The 18,684-nt window shown below is 69.0% G+C and carries 15 protein-coding genes; all 15 read right to left on the minus strand.

The features are described 5' to 3' along the window. Window positions 1-51: 51 nt before the first annotated feature. Window positions 52-303, minus strand: a complete 252-nt coding sequence (gene secG, locus AC5RUW_RS06240; RefSeq protein WP_494006963.1) for a preprotein translocase subunit SecG — start codon at window positions 301-303, stop codon at window positions 52-54. A gap of 58 nt (window positions 304-361) precedes the next feature. Further along, entirely contained in the window at window positions 362-1,177 is an 816-nt protein-coding gene (gene tpiA, locus AC5RUW_RS06245; protein WP_494159883.1) for a triose-phosphate isomerase, read from the minus strand. 92 nt (window positions 1,178-1,269) lie between these two features. Continuing rightward, a complete protein-coding gene (locus AC5RUW_RS06250) occupies window positions 1,270-2,496 on the minus strand; it encodes a phosphoglycerate kinase (protein ID WP_494159884.1) in 1,227 nt (408 codons plus the stop codon). A 54-nt stretch (window positions 2,497-2,550) separates the two neighbouring features. Further along, the gene (gene gap / locus AC5RUW_RS06255) at window positions 2,551-3,555 is read right to left on the minus strand and encodes a type I glyceraldehyde-3-phosphate dehydrogenase (RefSeq protein WP_494159885.1); all 1,005 of its coding nucleotides are present in this window, start codon (window positions 3,553-3,555) and stop codon (window positions 2,551-2,553) included. A 200-nt stretch (window positions 3,556-3,755) separates the two neighbouring features. Beyond that, window positions 3,756-4,391, minus strand: coding sequence for a superoxide dismutase (locus tag AC5RUW_RS06260; RefSeq protein ID WP_494159037.1), 636 nt, complete (start codon window positions 4,389-4,391; stop codon window positions 3,756-3,758). A 106-nt stretch (window positions 4,392-4,497) separates the two neighbouring features. Next, window positions 4,498-5,478, minus strand: a complete 981-nt coding sequence (whiA, locus tag AC5RUW_RS06265) for a DNA-binding protein WhiA (RefSeq protein ID WP_494006959.1) — start codon at window positions 5,476-5,478, stop codon at window positions 4,498-4,500. Between the two features lie 23 nt (window positions 5,479-5,501). Then, window positions 5,502-6,530: a gluconeogenesis factor YvcK family protein gene (locus AC5RUW_RS06270; RefSeq protein WP_494159886.1), complete on the minus strand. Its 1,029-nt coding sequence runs from the start codon at window positions 6,528-6,530 to the stop codon at window positions 5,502-5,504. Further along, window positions 6,527-7,426 (minus strand): RNase adapter RapZ, encoded by a 900-nt coding sequence (rapZ, locus tag AC5RUW_RS06275; protein ID WP_494006957.1) that lies wholly within the window; start codon window positions 7,424-7,426, stop codon window positions 6,527-6,529. The genes AC5RUW_RS06270 and rapZ overlap by 4 nt, the downstream gene beginning before the upstream one ends. 49 nt (window positions 7,427-7,475) lie before the next feature. Then, on the minus strand, window positions 7,476-9,542 hold the full coding sequence (gene uvrC / locus AC5RUW_RS06280) for an excinuclease ABC subunit UvrC (protein ID WP_494159887.1): 2,067 nt from the start codon (window positions 9,540-9,542) through the stop codon (window positions 7,476-7,478). Window positions 9,543-9,618: 76 nt separating this feature from the next. Further along, window positions 9,619-10,287 (minus strand): lysophospholipid acyltransferase family protein, encoded by a 669-nt coding sequence (locus AC5RUW_RS06285; RefSeq protein ID WP_494159888.1) that lies wholly within the window; start codon window positions 10,285-10,287, stop codon window positions 9,619-9,621. Beyond that, window positions 10,274-11,041: an HAD hydrolase-like protein gene (locus AC5RUW_RS06290; RefSeq protein WP_494159889.1), complete on the minus strand. Its 768-nt coding sequence runs from the start codon at window positions 11,039-11,041 to the stop codon at window positions 10,274-10,276. Before AC5RUW_RS06290 ends, AC5RUW_RS06285 begins: the two co-directional genes overlap by 14 nt. Window positions 11,042-11,178: 137 nt before the next feature. Further along, complete coding sequence (gene uvrA / locus AC5RUW_RS06295) at window positions 11,179-14,079, minus strand: excinuclease ABC subunit UvrA (RefSeq protein ID WP_494159890.1); 2,901 nt, start codon at window positions 14,077-14,079, stop codon at window positions 11,179-11,181. A gap of 54 nt (window positions 14,080-14,133) precedes the next feature. After that, window positions 14,134-14,511, minus strand: a complete 378-nt coding sequence (locus tag AC5RUW_RS06300; protein WP_494006952.1) for a GntR family transcriptional regulator — start codon at window positions 14,509-14,511, stop codon at window positions 14,134-14,136. A gap of 161 nt (window positions 14,512-14,672) precedes the next feature. Further along, entirely contained in the window at window positions 14,673-16,727 is a 2,055-nt protein-coding gene (locus tag AC5RUW_RS06305) for an ABC transporter ATP-binding protein (RefSeq protein ID WP_494160204.1), read from the minus strand. Window positions 16,728-16,827: 100 nt separating this feature from the next. Continuing rightward, window positions 16,828-18,561 (minus strand): ABC transporter ATP-binding protein, encoded by a 1,734-nt coding sequence (locus AC5RUW_RS06310; RefSeq protein WP_494159891.1) that lies wholly within the window; start codon window positions 18,559-18,561, stop codon window positions 16,828-16,830. Window positions 18,562-18,684 lie beyond the last annotated feature (123 nt).

The following is an 18,684-nucleotide window of genomic DNA, read 5'->3' on the forward strand; positions in this document are numbered from 1 at the left end:
GAGCGGGATTTCCTGTATCCGCGGGCCCTGGTGCCCGCCGCGGCAGGGTGGCTAGGACTCCACGGCGAAGCGCTGGATGAGGCCGAGGGCGATGATCACCAGGCCCCACGAGATGCCGAGGACAACGGTGATGCGGTTGAGGTTCTTCTCGGCCACGCCGGAGGAGCCCAGGCTGGTGGTCATGCCGCCGCCGAACATGTCGGACATGCCGCCGCCGCGTCCCTTGTGCAGCAGGATCAGCAGCGTCAGGAGCACGCTTGTGATCGCCAGCAGCACCAGCAGGATGATCTTGAGAATTTCCACTTACGGCCTTTCAGATGGCACGGTTCTTCACGGCCGGGGCAGCGGCGCCCCGGGCCGGTCACTCGGTGACCAGGTGCTGTTCAAACCTGACAATATTAGCAAACTCGGCTACGTCCAAACTGGCGCCGCCCACCAGCACGCCGTCGACGTCGCGCTCCCGGAGGATGGCGGCGGCGTTGCCGGCCTTCACCGATCCGCCGTAGAGCAGCCGGACCTTCGCGGCGGTGGCGTCGTCGTAGAGGTCCGCCAGTTCCATCCGGATGGTGTTGCACATTTCCTGGGCATCCTGGGGTCCCGCCACCTCGCCGGTGCCGATGGCCCAGATCGGCTCATACGCGATGACCAGGCGGGAAACCTGCTCGGCGTCGAGCCCGGCCAGGTCGGCGCGGACCTGCTCAAGGGTGTGCAGGAGGTGCTCCCCCGCCTGCCGGACCTCCAGTCCCTCGCCCACGCAGAGGATGGGCGTGAGGCCGTTGCGGTAGGCGGCCTTCAGCTTGCGGTTGAGCAGCTCGTCGGTTTCGCCGTGGACGGTGCGGCGTTCGCTGTGGCCCACCAGGACGTAGGTGCAGCCGAGCCGGGACAGGAACTGCCCCGAAATGTCGCCGGTGTAGGCGCCCGAATCCTCCGGCGAGAGGTCCTGCCCACCGTAGGCGATCTTGAGCTTGTCCCCCTGCACCAGGGTCTGCACGCTGCGCAGGTCGGTGAACGGCGGGAAGACGGCAACTTCGACCCGTTCGAAGTCGTGGTCGGCGTCCTTGAGGGTCCAGGCCAGTTTCTGCAGCAGGGTGATGGCCTGGACGTGGTCCATGTTCATCTTCCAGTTGCCCGCAATCAGTGGCGTGCGGTCGTACTTGCCGTTGGTCGAGCTGGTCATTTCTGCTCCGGAATCTACTCGGGCGGCCGGGGCCGCGACAGGCGCTGCGGCCGCCGCCCACGATCAGGCGGCGGCCGCAGCGGTGGGGAATCTTAGCGGTCCAGGACGGTGAGGCCCGGCAGGTCCTTGCCTTCCAGGTACTCCAGCGACGCCCCGCCACCGGTGGAGATATGGCCGAAGTCGCGGTCCGCGAAGCCCAGGCGGCGCACAGCCGCGGCGGAATCGCCGCCGCCGACGACGGTGAGGCCGGCGCAGTCCTTCAGCGCCTGGGCCACGGCCCGGGTGCCTTCAGCGAAGGCGGGGAACTCGAAGACCCCCATCGGCCCGTTCCAGAAGACCGTCTCGCCGCCGCGGATGCGTTCGGCGAACGCCGCGCCGGAATCGGGGCCGATGTCCAGGCCGATGGCCTTGTCTCCGAAGCGGCCCGACTCCATGGCGTCCGCCGGAACGACCTCGTGTTCGGCGTCGGCCGCGAAGCGGTCCGCGACCACGATGTCGGTGGGCAGCACGAACTCGCAGCCGACCTCGGCGGCCCGGTTAAGGTAGCCCTTGACGGTCTCGATCTGGTCCTCTTCCAGCAGGCTCGCTCCGACCTTGTGGCCCTGCGCCGCCAGGAAGGTATAGACCATCCCGCCGCCGATCAGCAGGCTGTCGGCCCGGGCCATCAGGTTCTCGATCACGGCCAGCTTGTCGGAGACCTTCGAGCCGCCGAGCACCACGACGTAGGGCTTCGCCGGATCCTGCGTGAGGCGGGTCAGGACCTGCACCTCCTCCTTCACGAGGTCGCCCTGGTAGGCGGGCAGGATTTCAGCGATGTCGTAGACGCTGGCGTGCCGGCGGTGCACCGCACCGAAGGCGTCGTCGACGTAGGCGCCGTTGCCGCCGGTCAGGGCGGCGAGCTCGCGGGCGAAGGACTGCCGCTCGGCGTCGTCCTTGGAAGTCTCGCGCGGGTCAAACCGCACGTTCTCCAGGACCAGGACGCTGCCGGCCGCCAGGGATCCGGCGAGCCGCTTCGCGTCTCCGCCGACCGTGTCGGAGGCGAACTCGACGGAGAACGGTGCAAGCTCGTTGAGTTCGTCCGCCGCCGGCCGCAGGGAATACTTCTCGTCGGGCTTGCCCTTGGGGCGGCCCAGGTGCGCCATGACCATGACCTTGGCACCGTGGCCCACCAGACGCTGGATGGTGGGGATGGAGGCGCGGATGCGGCCGTTGTCGGTCACCCGGCCGTCCTCCAGCGGAACGTTGAGGTCGGAACGCACAAGCACGTAGCGGCCGTCGACGCCCTCGTTGATCAGTTCATCCAGTGTCTTGACTGTCATAGCTACCTTTGGTCGGTCGGTGGTCTGGGTGGATTGGGTCGGGTTGGATCCGGGTCAGAGCTTGGACGCCACCAGCGAGGTCAGGTCGACCAGGCGGCAGGAGTAGCCCCACTCATTGTCATACCAGCCCACGACCTTCACTTCGTTGCCCATGATCCGGGTGAGGCCGGAGTCAAAGATGCAAGAGGCCGGGTCGGTGACGATGTCGGAGGAGACCAGGGGTTCGTCGGTGTAGCGCAGGATGCCGGACAGCGGTCCGTCGGCCGCCGCCTGGTAGGCGTCGTTGATCTGCTCGACGGTCGCTTCGCGGCTGACCTGCACGGTGAGGTCGGTGATCGAGCCGGTGGGGACCGGCACGCGGAGCGCGAACCCGTCGAGCTTGCCGTCCAGTTCCGGCAGCACCTGGCCGATGGCCTTGGCCGCGCCGGTGGTGGTCGGCACGATGTTCAGGGCGGCTGCACGGGCGCGGCGCAGGTCGCGGTGCGGTCCGTCCTGCAGGTTCTGATCGGCGGTGTAGGCGTGCACTGTGGTCATGAGGCCCCGCTCGATGCCGAACGCCTCATGCAGCACCTTGGCCAGCGGGCCCAGGCAGTTGGTGGTGCAGGAGGCGTTGGAGATGATGTTGTGCTCGGCGGGGTTGTAGTCGCCGTCGTTCACGCCCATCACGATGGTGATGTCGGCGCCCTTGCCCGGCGCGGAGATGAGCACCTTCTTCGCGCCTGCGTCTATGTGCTTTTTCGCGTCGTCGGCCTTGGTGAAGAACCCGGTGGACTCGATGACGACGTCCACCCCGAGGTCCTTCCAGGGCAGGTTCGCGGGATCGCGTTCGGCGAGGACCTTCAGCGTGCGGCCGCCCACCACGATGTTGCCCTCGTTGACCTCGATATCGGCCGGAATGCGGCCTGTGACGGAGTCGTACTTCAGCAGATGGGCGAGCGTCTCGGGGCTGGTCAGGTCGTTGACGGCGACAATGTCCAGATCCGCGTTCTGCTCCAGCGCGGCCCGGAAGTAGTTGCGTCCGATGCGTCCGAAGCCGTTGATGCCAACTCGAGTAGTCACTGTCCGTCTCCTTGATAGCTGGTCAATCGAAGATCACGTGACCCCGGTTGTCTGAAGGCCACCTGGGAGCTGCTTCGCCAGGGCCCGCCCGGCCGGTGGGCCGGGCGGGCAGCTGACGGTCTCATCTTACGCGTCGGGCTCCCGCGGGGTACCGGGCAGGGGCGGTTTTTGTCCCGTTCGGGGCCCCTCCGGTGTGGTGCCTACGCCTCGTTGGGCAGGATCAGTGCCGGGGCGCCGGAGCGGGCGGCGTCGAAGCGCTGCGCGACGTCGGCCCAGTTGATGATGTTCCAGAACGCCTTGACGTAGTCGGCCTTGACGTTGACGTAGTCCAGGTAGAAGGCGTGCTCCCACATGTCCAGCATCAGCAGCGGGATGGTGCCCACGGGGATGTTGCCCTGCTGGTCGTAGAGCTGCTCGATGACCATGTTCCTGCCCAGCGGGTCGTAGGCCAGGATGGCCCAGCCGGAGCCCTGCAGCGAGGTCGCCGCGGCGGTGAACTGGCCGCGGAAGCCGTCGAAGGAGCCGAAGAACTCGTCGATGGCGGCCGCGAGCTCGCCCTCGGGCTTGTCGCCGCCGTCCGGGCTCATGTTGTTCCAGAAGATGCTGTGGTTGGTGTGCCCGCCCAGGTGGAAGGCCAGGTCCTTGGACAGCTTCGGGATGGACCCGAACTCGCCCGCCTCGCGGGCTTCGGCCATCTGCTCAAGGGCGGTGTTGGCGCCGGCCACGTAGGTGGCGTGGTGCTTGTCGTGGTGCAGCTCCATGATCCGCGCGGAAATGTGCGGCTCCAGGGCGGCGTAATCGTAGGGCAGCTCAGGCAGGGTGTACTTATTGTTCACAGCTTCTCCTTCATGCTCGGCGGCAGCGCCCGACCGGGCCGCTGCGGGAGTGGCCGGTGATGCCGGTGGGAAAGCCGGCGGGCTGCCTCCATCCTATGCAAAGGACCTAGCCGTCAAGCATTTCGGCCGTCACGCTCGCCTCGGTTCCCGGGATGCCGAGCTCGGCGGCGCGCTTGTCCGCCATGGCCAGCAGCCGCCGGATGCGCCCGGCCACGGCGTCCTTGGTCATGGCCGGTTCAGCGAGGCGGCCCAGTTCGTCAAGGCTGGCCTGCTTGTGCGCCAGGCGCAGCTCGCCGGCGTAACGCAGATGCGGCGGCACGTCTTCGCCGAGGATTTCGAGGGCCCGCTCGACCCGGGCGCCGGCGGCGACTGCGGCCTGGGCGGAGCGCCGCAGGTTCGCGTCGTCGAAGTTCGCCAGGCGGTTGGCCGTTGCGCGGACCTCCTTGCGCATCCGCCGTTCCTCCCAGACCATCAGGGCGTCGTGGGCGCCCATGCGGGTCAGCAGCGCGGCGATCGCGTCGCCGTCGCGGATCACCACCCGGTCCACCCCGCGCACTTCGCGGGCCTTGGCGGAGATGCCGATGCGCCGGGCAGCGCCAACCAGCGCCAGCGCGGCTTCAGGACCCGGGCAGGTGACCTCCAGCGCGCAGGAGCGGCCCGGCTCCGTCAGGGAGCCGTGGGCGAGGAAGGCCCCGCGCCAGACCGCCTCGGCGTCGGCGGCGGAACCGTTCACGACCGCGGAGGGCAGGCCACGGACCGGCCGTCCGCGCGAGTCGAGCAGTCCCGTCTGCCGGGCCAGGGACTCCCCGTCCCGCACCACCCGGACGACGTACCGGTTGCCGCGGCGCAGGCCGCCGCCGGAGACGACGACGATTTCGCTGCCGTGGCCGTAGACCTCGGAGATGGCCGTGCGCAGCCGGCGGGCCGTCGAGGCAAGGTCCACCTCGGCCTCAATGACGATCCGGCCGGAGATGATGTGCAGCCCCCCTGCGAAGCGCAGCAATGCCGAAACCTCGGCCTTGCGGACGGAGGACTTCAACACGTCCAGACGTGAGAGTTCCTCCTTGACGGCGGTGGTGAGGGCCACGGACACACTCCTGTTTCCTGGTGCTAGTTCTCGAAAATGTCCTGGTAGGCGGTGGCAAGCCGCAGTGGATCATGCACTGCACGGCTGCCCGCAGCCCCCACCTTACCGAAGACCGCGCGGGCTCCCAGCGCGGCGGCCGCCTCCTCGAAGGCGCGGCGGTCGCCCGCTACGGCCGGATCCGCCAGCACGGCGTCGACCTTGAAACCGGGGGCATAGCGGCGGATTACCTCCAGATGGTCCGCCGCGGTCATGCCCGCAGTCTCGGTGGTGTCCATGTTCAGGTTCATGGTCAGCAGGCGGCGGGCGTTGGTGGAGCACAGGGCGTCGCGCAGCTGCGGCAGGAGCAGGTGCGGCAGCAGCGAGGTGTACCAGGACCCGGGGCCCAGGATCACCCAGTCCGCCCGTTCGACCGCCTCCAGGGCCTGCGGGCACGCCGGAGCATCCGCAGGCTCGAGGCGGACATCCGTGACGTTGCTGCGGGCTCCCGCCGCGGCGAGCCGGGCCTGCCCGCGCACGGTCTCGTGCTGCAGGCCGGCCGCCGTTTCGCGCAGGACGTCGCCTTCAATGGTCAGCGGGACCGTCGACATCGGCAGCACCTGCCCGCGGGCGCCCAGCAGGGCGCCGGCCCACTGCAGGCCCGCCACCGGGTCCTGCAGCAGCTCCCACAGAGTGACGATGAGCAGGTTGCCCATGGCGTGCCCGTCCAGGGTCCCCTCGACGCCGTCCATGGACTTGAAGCGGTGCTGCATGACGTCGCGCCAGGTGCGGCCCCAGTCGGTGTCATCGCACAGTGCGGACAGCGCCATCCGCAGGTCCCCAGGAGGGAGCACGCCCAGGTCCCGGCGCAGCCGCCCGGAGGACCCGCCGTCGTCGGCCACGGTGACCACGGCGGTGAGGTCGGTGGTCAGCAGCCGCAGGGCCGAAAGCGAGGCCGACAGCCCATGCCCGCCGCCCAGCGCGACGACCGCCGGCGCGGCCGAACGGCCGCCGGTGCCCGGACGGGCGGCCGACGTATCGGGAATCAGGGGCAGGGGGCCGGTAAGGAAACTCACTCCCGCCCCAGGTCGCGGTGATGGGCGCTGACAGTGACGTGCGGCAGCTGGGCCAGCCGCTTCGCGAGCTCCTCGGTCACGGCGACTGAGCGGTGCTTGCCGCCGGTGCACCCGACGGCGATGGTCGCGTAGTGCTTGTTTTCCCGGCGGTAGCCGTCGATCACCGGTTCCAGGGCCTCGACGTAGCGGTCCAGGAACTCCTTGGTTCCCTCGGCGTCGAGCACGAAGTCGCGGACATCGCCGTCCTGCCCGGTGTGCGGGCGCAGCTGGGGAATCCAGTGCGGATTGGGAATGAAGCGCACGTCGGCGACGAAGTTGGCGTCCACCGGCAGCCCGTACTTGAACCCGAAGCTCATCACGTTGAGACGGAGCACGATCGGCCCGGACTCGGTGAACAGTTCGGTGATGGTCGTGGCCAGCGCGTGGACGTTGAACCGTGAGGTGTCGACGACGATGTCGGACGAGCGTCGCAGTTCGGCCAGTACGTCCCGTTCGGCGGCGATGCCGTCAAGGATGGAGCCGTCCTCCTGCAGCGGGTGGGGCCGGCGGCCCTGTTCGAAGCGGCGGACCAGGGTGGCGTCGTCGGCGTCGAGGAAGAGCACCCGGTAGCTGACGCCGGCGGCGCGCAGGTTGCGCAGGGCCTCCCGGATGTCCTGGAAGAGCTCCTTGCTGCGGACATCGATCACCACGGCCAGCTTCGGAATCGAATGCGGCATCCGGGACACGAGCTCGGTGAGCGTGCCGAGCATCAACGGGGGCAGGTTCTCCACGACGTACCAGCCGTGGTCCTCCAGGGCGTTGGCGGCGGTGCTGCGCCCGGCGCCGGACATGCCGGTGACCACGAGCAGCTCGGATTCGGCCGGTTTGACGCTGGTCAGCCCGTCCACTTCAGTCATCGTTCTATTGTCCTGTCGTTGTGGCGTAGACACCGGGTTCCCAGCGTAGCTAAGATTCCACGATTTCGCCGGTGGTCATGTTTACCGCCGGGGCCGCCGCGGTGGACGCTGCGTCCAGCTGGCGGCGGATCGAGACGGCCAGGGCGGGGCCGATGCCGGGCACCGACCGCAGCTCCTCCTCACCGGCCGTCCGCAGCTTCTTCACCGAGCCGAAGTGCTTGAGCAGGGCAGCGCGCTTGGCCGGGCCCAGGCCCTGGATGTCGTCGAGCAGCGAGGCGGTCATCGATTTGCCCCGCTTCTGTCGGTGGAAGGTGATGGCGAAGCGGTGGGCCTCGTCGCGGATCCGCTGCAGCAGGAACAGGGCCGGGGAGGAACGGGGCAGGATCACCGGGAACTCGCTGTCCGGTACCCAGACCTCCTCCAGCCGCTTGGCCAGGCCCACCACCTGTACGTCGGTGATGCCCAGGTCGGCCAGGGCCCGGCAGGCCGCGTCCACCTGCGGTCGCCCGCCGTCGACGACCACCAGGTTGGGCGGATAGGCGAACTTGGGCCGGGCGACCGGGGTGAGCGTGTTCGCCCGCGGTGCGGCGGAACGGGCAGGCGCCTGGCGGTCCCCGCCGGCGCCGCCCGCCTGCTCCGCTGCCTCCACCGGTCCGGTTGCCTCGACTGCCTCAACGGCGGCGGCGACCTCGTCGGGGTGGGCGTTGGGATCGAAGTTCTCGGACAGGTAGTGGCGGAAGCGGCGGCTGATGACGTCGTACATGGCCGAGGTGTCATCGCGGGCGGCCTCGCCGGTGATGGCGAAGCGCCGGTAGTCGGACTTCTTGGCCAGGCCGTCCTCGGCGACGACCATGGAGGCGACCACGTTGGTGCCCTGGACGTGCGAGATGTCGTAGCACTCGATCCGCAGCGGCGAGACCGGCAGCTCCAGGGCGTCCTGCAGCTCCTGGAGGGCGGCGGAGCGCGCGGTGAGGTCCGAGGCGCGGCGGCTCTTGTGCAGGCGGAGGGCGTCCTCGGCGTTCTGTTCGACCGTTTCCATCAGGGCGCGCTTATCGCCGCGCCTGGGCACCCGGATCTTGACCTTGGAGCCGCGCAGCCCCGAGAGCCAGGCCTCCAGGTCCTCCACGTTGGCCGGCAGGCGGGGCACCAGGACCTTGCGCGGGATGCGGTCGGTGGAGGCGGCTTCGCCGTACACCTGCTGGAGCAGGTGCTCGATGAGGTCCTCGTCTCCGGTGTCTTCGACCTTCTCGACCACCCAGCCGCGCTGGCCGCGGATCCGGCCGCCGCGGACGTGGAACACCTGGGCCGATGCTTCGAGCTCGTCCTCCCGCAGGCCGAAGATGTCTGCGTCGGTGTCCTCGCTGAGCACTACGGCATTCCGTTCGAAGACCTTCTTCAGGGCGGAGATGTCGTCGCGGATGCGTGCGGCGGACTCGTAGTCCAGCTCAGCGACGGCCTCGCGCATGCGCGCCTCGAGGTCCTGGATGAAGCGCTTGCTGTCGCCTGCCATGAAGTCGCACAGGGAGGCGGCGATGTCGCGGTGCTCCTCGGCGGTCACGCGGCCCACGCAGGGCGCGGCGCACTTGTCGATGTAGCCGAGCAGGCAGGGGCGGCCGGTGCGTTCGGCGCGGCGGAAAACGCCGGCGCTGCAGGTGCGCACCGGAAACACGCGCAGCAGGGTGTCGAGGGTTTCGCGGATGGCCTTCGCCGGATAGAAGGGGCCGAAGTACCGGGTGTCCTTCCGGCGGTCCCCGCGCATGACCTGGGCGCGGGGGTACTTCTCCCCCATCGTCACGGCCAGGTAGGGGTAGGACTTGTCGTCCCGGAACATGATGTTGAACCGCGGATCGTATTCCTTGATCCAGGTGTACTCGAGCTGCAGCGCCTCAAGCTCGGTGCCGACGACGGTCCATTCCACCCCGGCGGCGGTATGGACCATGGTGCGGGTCTTGGGCATCAGGCCGGCCGGATTGGCGAAGTAGGAGTTCAGGCGGGAGCGGAGGTTCTTGGCCTTGCCCACGTAGATGACCCGGCCCTGGGCGTCGCGGAAACGGTAGACGCCCGGCTGGGTGGGAATTTCGCCGGTCTTGGGCCGGTAGCTTGCTGGATCTGCCACTGTTCCATCCTACGGTTGCCCGGACAGCCGCCCTTGGGCTTTCGCGGACGGCGGAGGCAGCCGACCGGGCCGGCCGTCAGCCTTCGGGCTTGTGCTGGTTGTAGGTGCCGGCGCGTTCCTGGCCGCTGAGTTCGGCGATGGCGTCCATCACCCGGTCGGTGGCCTGCCGTCGGGCAGGGAGGGCATGGTCCGGCCCGGTCTTTTGGAAGTACAGCGGCCGGCCTACCTTCATCGTGAAGTGCTGGGGCCGAACCATCCGGGCGCCTGCGGGCTGCAGCCGTTCCGTTCCGATCAGCCCGACCGGCACCACGGGGGCACCGGAGGTCAGCGCCAGCCAGCCGACGCCGGTCCGCCCGCGGTAGAGCAGGCCGTCCCGGGAGCGGGTTCCTTCGGGATAGATGCCGATGCCGCCGTCCTGGTCCAATATGTCCAGGAGGGTGCGCAGCGCCGCCACGCTGGCGGCCTGTTCGCCGCGCTCGACCGGAATGGAGCCGACGCCTTCGAAGAAGCTGCGCATGGCCGCGCCTTTGAGCCCGGTGCCGGTGAAGTATTCGGCCTTGGCGAAGAACGCCACCCGCCGCGGCATGAGGGCCTGGACCAGGACGCTGTCAAGGAAGGACAGGTGGTTGGCCGCCACGATGAAAGGACCGCTGGGCGGCACGTTCTCCAGCCCGATGATCGTGGGCCGGCAGAGCCCGGCGATCAGGGCGCGGGTGCTGGTGCGGGTGAGCTTATAGACGCCCATGCGCGGCCACCTCCCGGCTGCCGGCGGCGCCCCGGAAGGGAGCGGAGGCGGAGGAAGGCTCGTGCCCCGGGAGTTCGACGGCCGGTGCGGCAGCCGTCCGGGCGATCGCCGCGGGCAGGTCCCCGGCCCGCGCCACGACCTCCGCAGCGCCGGCCTCCTTCAGTTCGCCGTCGGCGGCGAAGCCCCAGGTGATGCCGATGCAGGGCAGGCCGTTGGCGGCGGCGCCGTGCACGTCATGACTCCGGTCACCGATCATCACCGCGCGGTCCCAGGCGCCGCGGTGCCGTTCGAGCGCGGCCGCGACGATGGAGGCCTTGCCGTCCGTCGCTGACGTCCGCTCGTCGTCGGGGGAACCGTGGATGGAGGCGAAGAACCCGTCAAGGCCCTGGAGGCGCAGCAGTTCATGCGCCAGGCCCTCCGGCTTCTGCGTGGCGACGGCGAGCAGGCACCGGCCCTGCAGCTCTGCCAGGACTTCGGGGATGCCGGGGTACGGCCTGCTCGCGGCCATTCCGCTGCTGCGGTATCCGGCGCGGTAGGCAGCAATCACTTCGTCGAGGCGGTCCTCGGGCACGCCGGCAATGTCGCGCAGGGACGTCGTGAGTGCCGGGCCCACCATGGCCGAGAGCCGGTCGGGCCCGGGTACCGGCAGCCCGGCTTCCGCCAGGGCCCCGGCGATGCCGCCGGTAATACTTCCGGCAGGATCCACAAGGGTCCCGTCAAGGTCGAACAGCACCAGCAACCGCGTCTCATCCACCGGGCAAGTTTCCCACATGTGACGCCCTGCACCGAAAAATACATGCCGTCACACGCATGTATTGAGGCGGGCATATTCCTCCGCTGCCCTTCCACGCCGGTTCCCCGGCCGCCGCGGCGGCCGGGGAACCGGGAACCTCAGGGCAGGATTTCCGCCAGGAAGGTGCCGGTGTGGCTGGCCTCAGTCGCGGCCACCTTTTCCGGCGTTCCGGAGGCGACCACCATGCCGCCGCCGGACCCGCCGTCGGGCCCCATGTCGATCAGCCAGTCCGCGCTCTTGATCACGTCGAGGTTGTGCTCGATCGTGATGACCGTGTTGCCTTTGTCCACCAGACCCTGCAGGACCAGCAGCAGCTTGCGCACGTCCTCGAAGTGCAGGCCGGTGGTCGGCTCGTCCAGCACGTACACGCTGCGTCCGTTCGAACGCTTCTGCAGCTCGCCCGCCAGCTTGACGCGCTGCGCCTCGCCGCCGGACAGAGTGGTCGCAGGCTGGCCCAGCCGGACGTAGCCCAGCCCGACGTCGACCATGGTCTTGAGGTAGCGCGCGATCGCCGTGTAGGCGGAGAAGAACTCGGCGGCCTCCTCAATCGGCATGTCCAGGACCTCGGCGATGTTCTTGCCCTTGTAGTGCACCTCGAGCGTCTCGCGGTTGTAGCGGGCGCCGTGGCACACCTCGCAGGGCACGTACACGTCCGGCAGGAAGTTCATTTCGATCTTCAGGGTGCCGTCGCCGTGGCAGGCTTCGCACCGGCCGCCCTTGACGTTGAACGAGAAACGGCCGGCCTGGTAGCCGCGCACCTTCGCCTCGGTGGTCTCCGCGAAAAGCTTCCGAATGCGGTCAAAGACGCCCGTGTAGGTCGCCGGGTTGGACCGCGGGGTGCGGCCGATCGGGCTCTGGTCGACGTGGATCACCTTGTCCAGGTGCTCCAGTCCCTCGACCCGGGTGTGCCGGCCGGGAACGTGCTTGGCGCCGTTGAGCTTGTTCGCCAGCACCTTGTAGAGGATGTCGTTGATCAGGGTGGACTTGCCGGACCCGGAGACACCCGTGACGGCGGTGAAGACGCCCAGGGGCACGGTCACGTCGATGTTGCGCAGGTTGTTTTCCTTGGCGCCGACGATCTTCAGCTGGCGCTTGCGGTCGATCTTTCGGCGCTTCGCGGGGATCTCGATCTCGCGCCGGCCGGTGAGGTAGTCCGCGGTGATCGAGCGTGGGTTCTCCAGCAGCTCCGCCAGCGGACCCGAGTGGACGACCTCGCCGCCGTGCTCGCCGGCGCCGGGGCCGACGTCGACAATCCAGTCCGCTTCCTTGATGGTGTCCTCGTCGTGCTCCACGACGATCAGGGTGTTGCCCAGGTTCCGCAGCCGGGTCAGCGTTTCGATGAGGCGCCGGTTGTCCCGCTGGTGCAGGCCGATGGAGGGCTCGTCGAGGACATACAGCACGCCCACCAGACCGGAGCCGATCTGGGTGGCCAGCCGGATGCGCTGCGCCTCGCCGCCGGACAGCGTACCGGCGGCCCGGGACAGGCTGAGGTACTCCAGGCCGACGTCGAGCAGGAAGGTCAGGCGGGCCAGGATCTCCTTGAGCACCTGGTTGGCGATCTGCGCCTCCCGTCCGGTCAGCTCCAGGCCTTCCAGGAAGGACCGGACCTCGCGCAGCGGCAGGGCGGTGACTTCGGCAATGTTGCGGCCGTTGATCAGCACGGACAGGGACGTGGGGTTCAGGCGCGCGCCGCCGCACTCGGGGCACGCGATTTCCCGCATGTACTCCTCGTAGCGGTCGCGGGCGCTGTCCGACTCGGTCTCCAGGTGCTTGCGCTGGATGTACTGGACGACGCCCTCAAAGCCGGTCGTGTAGCGGCGCATGCGGCCGAACCGGTTGCGGTACTCCACCTCCACCTTGTGATCCTTGCCGTTCAGCACCGCCTGCTGGACGTGCTTGGGCAGCGAATGCCAGGGGGTGTCCATGGAGAAGTCCATGTCCTTGGCCAGGCCCTCGAGCAGCCGGTTCCAGTACTCGGTGGTGGCGGTGCCGAGGGACCAGGGGGCGACGGCGCCGTCGCGCAGCGACTTGTCCGGATCCGGAATGACCAGCTCCTCGTCGACTTCCAGCCGGGAGCCGATGCCGGTGCAGACCGGGCAGGCGCCGAACGGGTTGTTGAAGGAGAAGGAGCGGGGCTCAACTTCGTCCAGCGCCAGGGCGTGCTCATTGGGGCAGGCGAGATTTTCGGAGAAGGCCCGGATCCGGTCCGGGGCGTCTTCGGGCAGGTCTACGAAGTCGGTGAGCACGCGGCCATCGGCCAGGCCCAGCGCGGTCTCGATGGAATCGGTGAGCCGCTGCCGGACCCCGTCCTTGACCACCAGGCGGTCGACGACGACTTCGATGGTGTGCTTGTACTGCTTGCCCAGCTTCGGCGGATCCGAGAGCTGGACCTGCTTGCCGTCGACCCGGGCCCGGGAGTAGCCCTTGGAGGCCAGTTCCTTGAACAGGTCCACGAACTCGCCCTTGCGGCCGCGGACCACCGGGGCCAGGACCTGGAAGCGGGTGCCTTCGGGCAGCTCGAGAAGCTGGTCGACGATCTGCTGCGGGGTCTGCCGGGAAATCGGCTCGCCGCAGACCGGACAATGCGGGCGGCCGACGCGCGCCCAGAGCAGGCGCATGTAGTCGTAGATCTCGGTGATCGTGCCGACCGTCGAGCGCGGGTTGTTGCTCGTGGACTTCTGGTCGATGGAGACCGCCGGCGAAAGCCCTTCGATGAAGTCGACGTCGGGCTTGTCCACCTGCCCCAGGAACATGCGGGCGTACGCCGACAGGGATTCCACGTAGCGGCGCTGGCCTTCGGCGAAGATGGTGTCGAACGCCAGGGAGGACTTTCCGGAGCCGGAAAGGCCGGTGAAGACGATCATCGCGTCCCGCGGCAGGTCCAGGTCCACGTTGCGCAGGTTGTGCTCCCGCGCACCCTTGACGATCAGCCGGGAAAGGTCATTGCCGGTCGGTTGGCGAACCAGGCCACCGGTCTGGGAAGAAGTCGCAGTAGACACGTTTTCCACTGTAGATCAAACGCGAATCGAAGACGTATTCGAGCGGTGCCGTGTTCACCGGGAGCGTAGGGCCGCCTCCACGATGGCCAGCGCGGCGTCGGCTGCGAGGCCGTTGGCGTGCGCGGCATCGGCGTACACCTTGGCTGCGTCGGCCACCCGGCGGCGGGCGTCTCCGGCCGGCGCGGAGACGACGGTGCCGGCCCGGGAGCGGGTCGTGACGATCTCGGCGTGCTCCAGCTCGCGGTATGCGCGGGCAACGGTGTTGACGGCCAGGCCCAGCTCAGCCGCCAGCGTGCGGACCGGCGGGAGCCTGGTCCCGACCGGCAGCCGGCCGTCGTTCGCTGCGGTGAGGATCTGCAGGCGAAGCTGCTCGTACGGCGGCACGGGGTCGGATGGGTCGATCCGCACCCACGAGAGCACCTGGTCGCTCAATGATTCGTCCTCCCTGTTTCGGGTCAGCGGGCCGACGGCGCCGGGGCTCACCGGCGCCCCTGCGGGCCCGTCCTCATTCTGCCACGGCGCCCCTCCGGGCACCGGCTGTCCGCCGATGTGGCGCGTGCGCCGTGCCGGATGCGGGGCGGACACTCAGCTGTTCAGCCGGCCGTGGCCGGGCCGGGCGCCTCCACCTTCCCTGCAGCGGCGGCCCCGCCCGCTGCCCTGCCCGCTGCCCCGTCGGCTGCCCCTTCCGCTTCCCCGGCTCCGTCATCGGCCCCTTCATCGTCCCCGGCAGGGCCGCTGAACTGCGCACGGTAGAGATCCGCGTAGAATCCTTCGGCCTCGAGCAGCGCGTCATGGGTTCCCTGCTCCACGATCCGGCCTTCCCGCACGACGAGGATGACGTCGGCATCACGGACGGTGGAGAGCCGATGGGCAATGACGAAGCTGGTGCGGTCCTGCCGCAGGGCGTTCATGGCGAGCCGGATCGCCACCTCGGTTCGGGTGTCCACGGAGCTGGTTGCCTCGTCGAGGACCAGGATCGCGGGGTCGGCCAGCCAGGCCCGGGCGATGGTGAGCAGCTGCCGCTGGCCCTGGCTCAGCGACCCGCCGTCGTCGCCCAGCACGGTGTCGTACCCCTCGGGCAGGGAACGGACGAAGTGGTCCACATGGGTGGCGCGGGCGGCGGCAACGATCTGCTCTTCCGTGGCCCCGGGGGCGCCGTAGGCCAGGTTCTCCCGGATCGTGCCGTCGAACAGCCAGGCGTCCTGGAGCACCATGCCGATCAGCCGGCGCAGGTCCCGGCGCCGCATGCGTCTCGTGTCGACGCCGTCGATGGTGATGCGTCCGGCATCGACGTCGTAGAAGCGCATCAGCAGGTTCACCAGGGTGGTCTTGCCCGCGCCGGTGGGGCCGACGATGGCGACCGTCTGTCCCGGCTCGGCAACGAAGGACAGGTCGCGGATCAGCGGCGCGTCCGGGGTGTAGCTGAAATCGACGTGTTCGAAGGCCACCCGGCCGCGCACCCGCGGGAGGGTCGCCGGCTCCGCCGGATCGGGTTCCTGCTCCGGCGCGTCGAGCAGTTCGAAGACCCGCTCCGCGGAGGCGACACCGGACTGCAGCATGTTGATCAGCGAGCCGATCTGGCCCAGCGGCTGGGAAAACTGGCGGCTGTACTGGATGAAGGCCTGCACTCCCCCGATGGAGAGCCGGCCGTTGGCCACCAGCAGGCCGCCGACGACGGCGACGGCCACGTAGTTGAGGTTCGAGATGAACTGCATGGTCGGCATGATGATGCCGGAGACGAACTGGGCCCGGAACGAGGAACGGTAGAGCTGCCGGTTGGCCGGCCGAAAGCCCTCCACCACCCGTTCGGACTGCCCGAAGGCCTTGACCACATCGTGGGCGCTGAACATCTCCTCGATGTAGCCGTTCACCTCGCCCGTGGATTTCCACTGCTGCATGAACTGCGCCTGCGAGCGCCGGGCGATCAGGACGGTCACGACGGCGGACACCGGCACCGTGATCACCGCGATCAGGGCCAGCAGCGGCGAGAGCCAGAGCATCATGCCCAGCACGCCGATGATCGTGAGCGAGGCGGTGACGATCTGCGTGAGCGTCTGGGAGAGAGTCTGGGCCAGATTGTCGATGTCGTTTGTGACGCGGCTGAGCACGTCGCCGCGCGCTTCACGCTGGAAGTGCGACATCGGCAGCCGGAAGAGCTTGGCGTCCACGTCCCTGCGGAGCCGGTACATGGCGTTCTGCACCACCCGTGCGGTCACCCGGGCCTGCAGCCAGCCGAACAGGAAGGCTGCGAGGTAGATGCCCAGCACTCCCAGCACCAATACCCCGAGCCGTCCGAAGTCCACCCCCTGTCCGGGAACCACGTCCATGGCGGCCAGCATGTCCGCCAGCTGCTCCTGCCCCTGCCGGCGCAGCTCCTGCACCTGCTCATCCTTGCTGATGCCCTGCTGCAGCCCGGCGCCGATCACGCCGTCGAAGATCACGTTGGTCGCCTGGCCCAGTACCGCCGGGGCGCTGACGGCGAGCGCCACGGAGACGACGGCGGCGGTCGCCACCAGCGCTACCCGCAGCCGGTCCGGAGCCATCAGGGCCAGGATCCGGCGCACGCCCGCACGGAAGTTCAGCGGCTTGCCTCCCGGGGCATGACCGCCTGCAGGACGGCCGGCGCCGGGCCGGCTTCCCCCATGCATTCCGCTCACGGGCCCACCTCCGTTCGGCGCGGCTGACGAAGCTCCCGGGGCATCGGGAGGGATTGCCGCAGCTGGGCATTCCTGCCCCGCCGTCCTGCCGTCACGGGACCTCCTCCGCCGTCAGCTGGGATTCCACGATCTCCCGATATGTCGACGAAGACTCCAGCAGTTCCACATGCGTCCCCTGCGCGGCCACCCGCCCTTCCTCCAGCACGACAATCCGGGCGGCATCGCTGATGGTGTTGACCCGCTGCGCGACGATCAGCACCGTGGCGTCCGCCGTGCGCTGCTTCAACGCCGTGCGGAGCCGGGCGTCGGTGGCGAAGTCCAGGGCCGAGAAGCTGTCGTCGAACAGATAGACGGCGGGCCGGACCACCAGGGCACGGGCAATGGCCAGGCGCTGGCGCTGGCCGCCGGAGAAATTGCCGCCTCCCTGCTCCACGCGCTGTTCGAGGCCCTCCCGGGACGCCCGGACAAAGTCGGCAGCCTGGGCGATCTCGAGCGCCTCCCACAATTCGGCGTCGGTGGCCTCGGGCCTGCCGAACCGGAGGTTGGAGGCAACGGTGCCGCTGAACAGGTACGCCCGCTGCGGCACCAGGCCGATGCCGCTGCGCAGCGACTGCAGGGTGACGTCCCGGATGTCCTGTCCGTCCACCAGGATCCTGCCGTCCGTGGCGTCCAGCAGTCGGGGCACCAGGTTCACCAAGGTGGACTTGCCGGCCCCGGTCGACCCGATGATGGCGGTCGTCTGCCCGGACGCCGCCGTGAAGCTGACGTTGTGCAGCACCGGTGCTTCCGCCCCGGGATAGGTGTAGCCGACGTTATCGAAGACCAGGGTGCCGCCGTCGTACACCAGGGGAACGGCGTCGGCGGCGTCGCGCACCGTGCTTTCGGTATCGAGGACTTCGTAGATGCGTTCCGCGCACACCGCGGCCCGAGGGAGCATCATGATCATGAACATCGACATCATGACCGCCATCAGGATCTGCATGATGTACGCGATGAAGGCGGTGAGGGCCCCGATCTGCATCTGCCCGGCGTCGATCCGGTAGGCACCGAACCAGACAACGGCCACGGACGCGAGGTTCGCGACCAGCATTGCGGCCGGGAACAGCAGAGCCATGTACTGAGCGGTGCGCAGCTGCGTATCGGTCAGGGTCCGATTGGCGCCGTCGAACCGCTCCTGCTCGGTGCGCTCGCGGACAAAGGCACGGATGACGGCCAGGCCCATGATCTGTTCGCGCAGCACCCCGTTCACCCGGTCGATCTGCTGCTGCACCCGGCGGAAGAGCGGGATCAGGCGGCGCAGCACCAGCCCGATGACAATGAACAGGGCCGGCAGGATCAGCAGCAGGATCCCGGAGAGGGCGACGTCCTGGTTCAGGGCCAGCAGCACCCCGCCCAGGCCCATGATCGGGGCGGAGACCATCACCGTGAACGTCATCAGCAGCGTCATCTGAACCTGCTGGACGTCGTTGGTGGTGCGGGTGATCAGGGATGGCGCGCCGAAGGTGCCCACTTCCCGGGAGGAGAACGACTCCACCGACGTGAACAGCCGGTCACGGATGTCCCGGCCCGCGCTCATGGCGACCCGGGACGCAAGATAGGTGGCTGCCACGGCGCAGACCACCTGGCCGCCCGTCACGGCGAGCATCCAGCCGCCGACGTCGAGGATCACCGCAGTGTTGCCGGTGACTACTCCCCGGTCAATGATGTCCGCGTTCAGGGTCGGCAGGTACAGGGTTGCCACGGTCTGCAGCAGCTGCAGGAGAACGACGACGGCGACCGCGCCCTTATACGGCGCCAGGTTCTGCCGAACCAGCCTGAGGAGCATCCGGCCAACGTACCGCCACCGGGGGACGTGCACAATCCCCGCGGAGGCGAGTGCTCCCATGCTCTGGTCGTGCCTGTCGGGGACGGGCCGGAGACGGCGATGCCGGGGGCCGCGGGCCCGGCG

The sequence above is a fragment of the Arthrobacter sp. Y3222053 genome, from assembly GCF_059092805.1.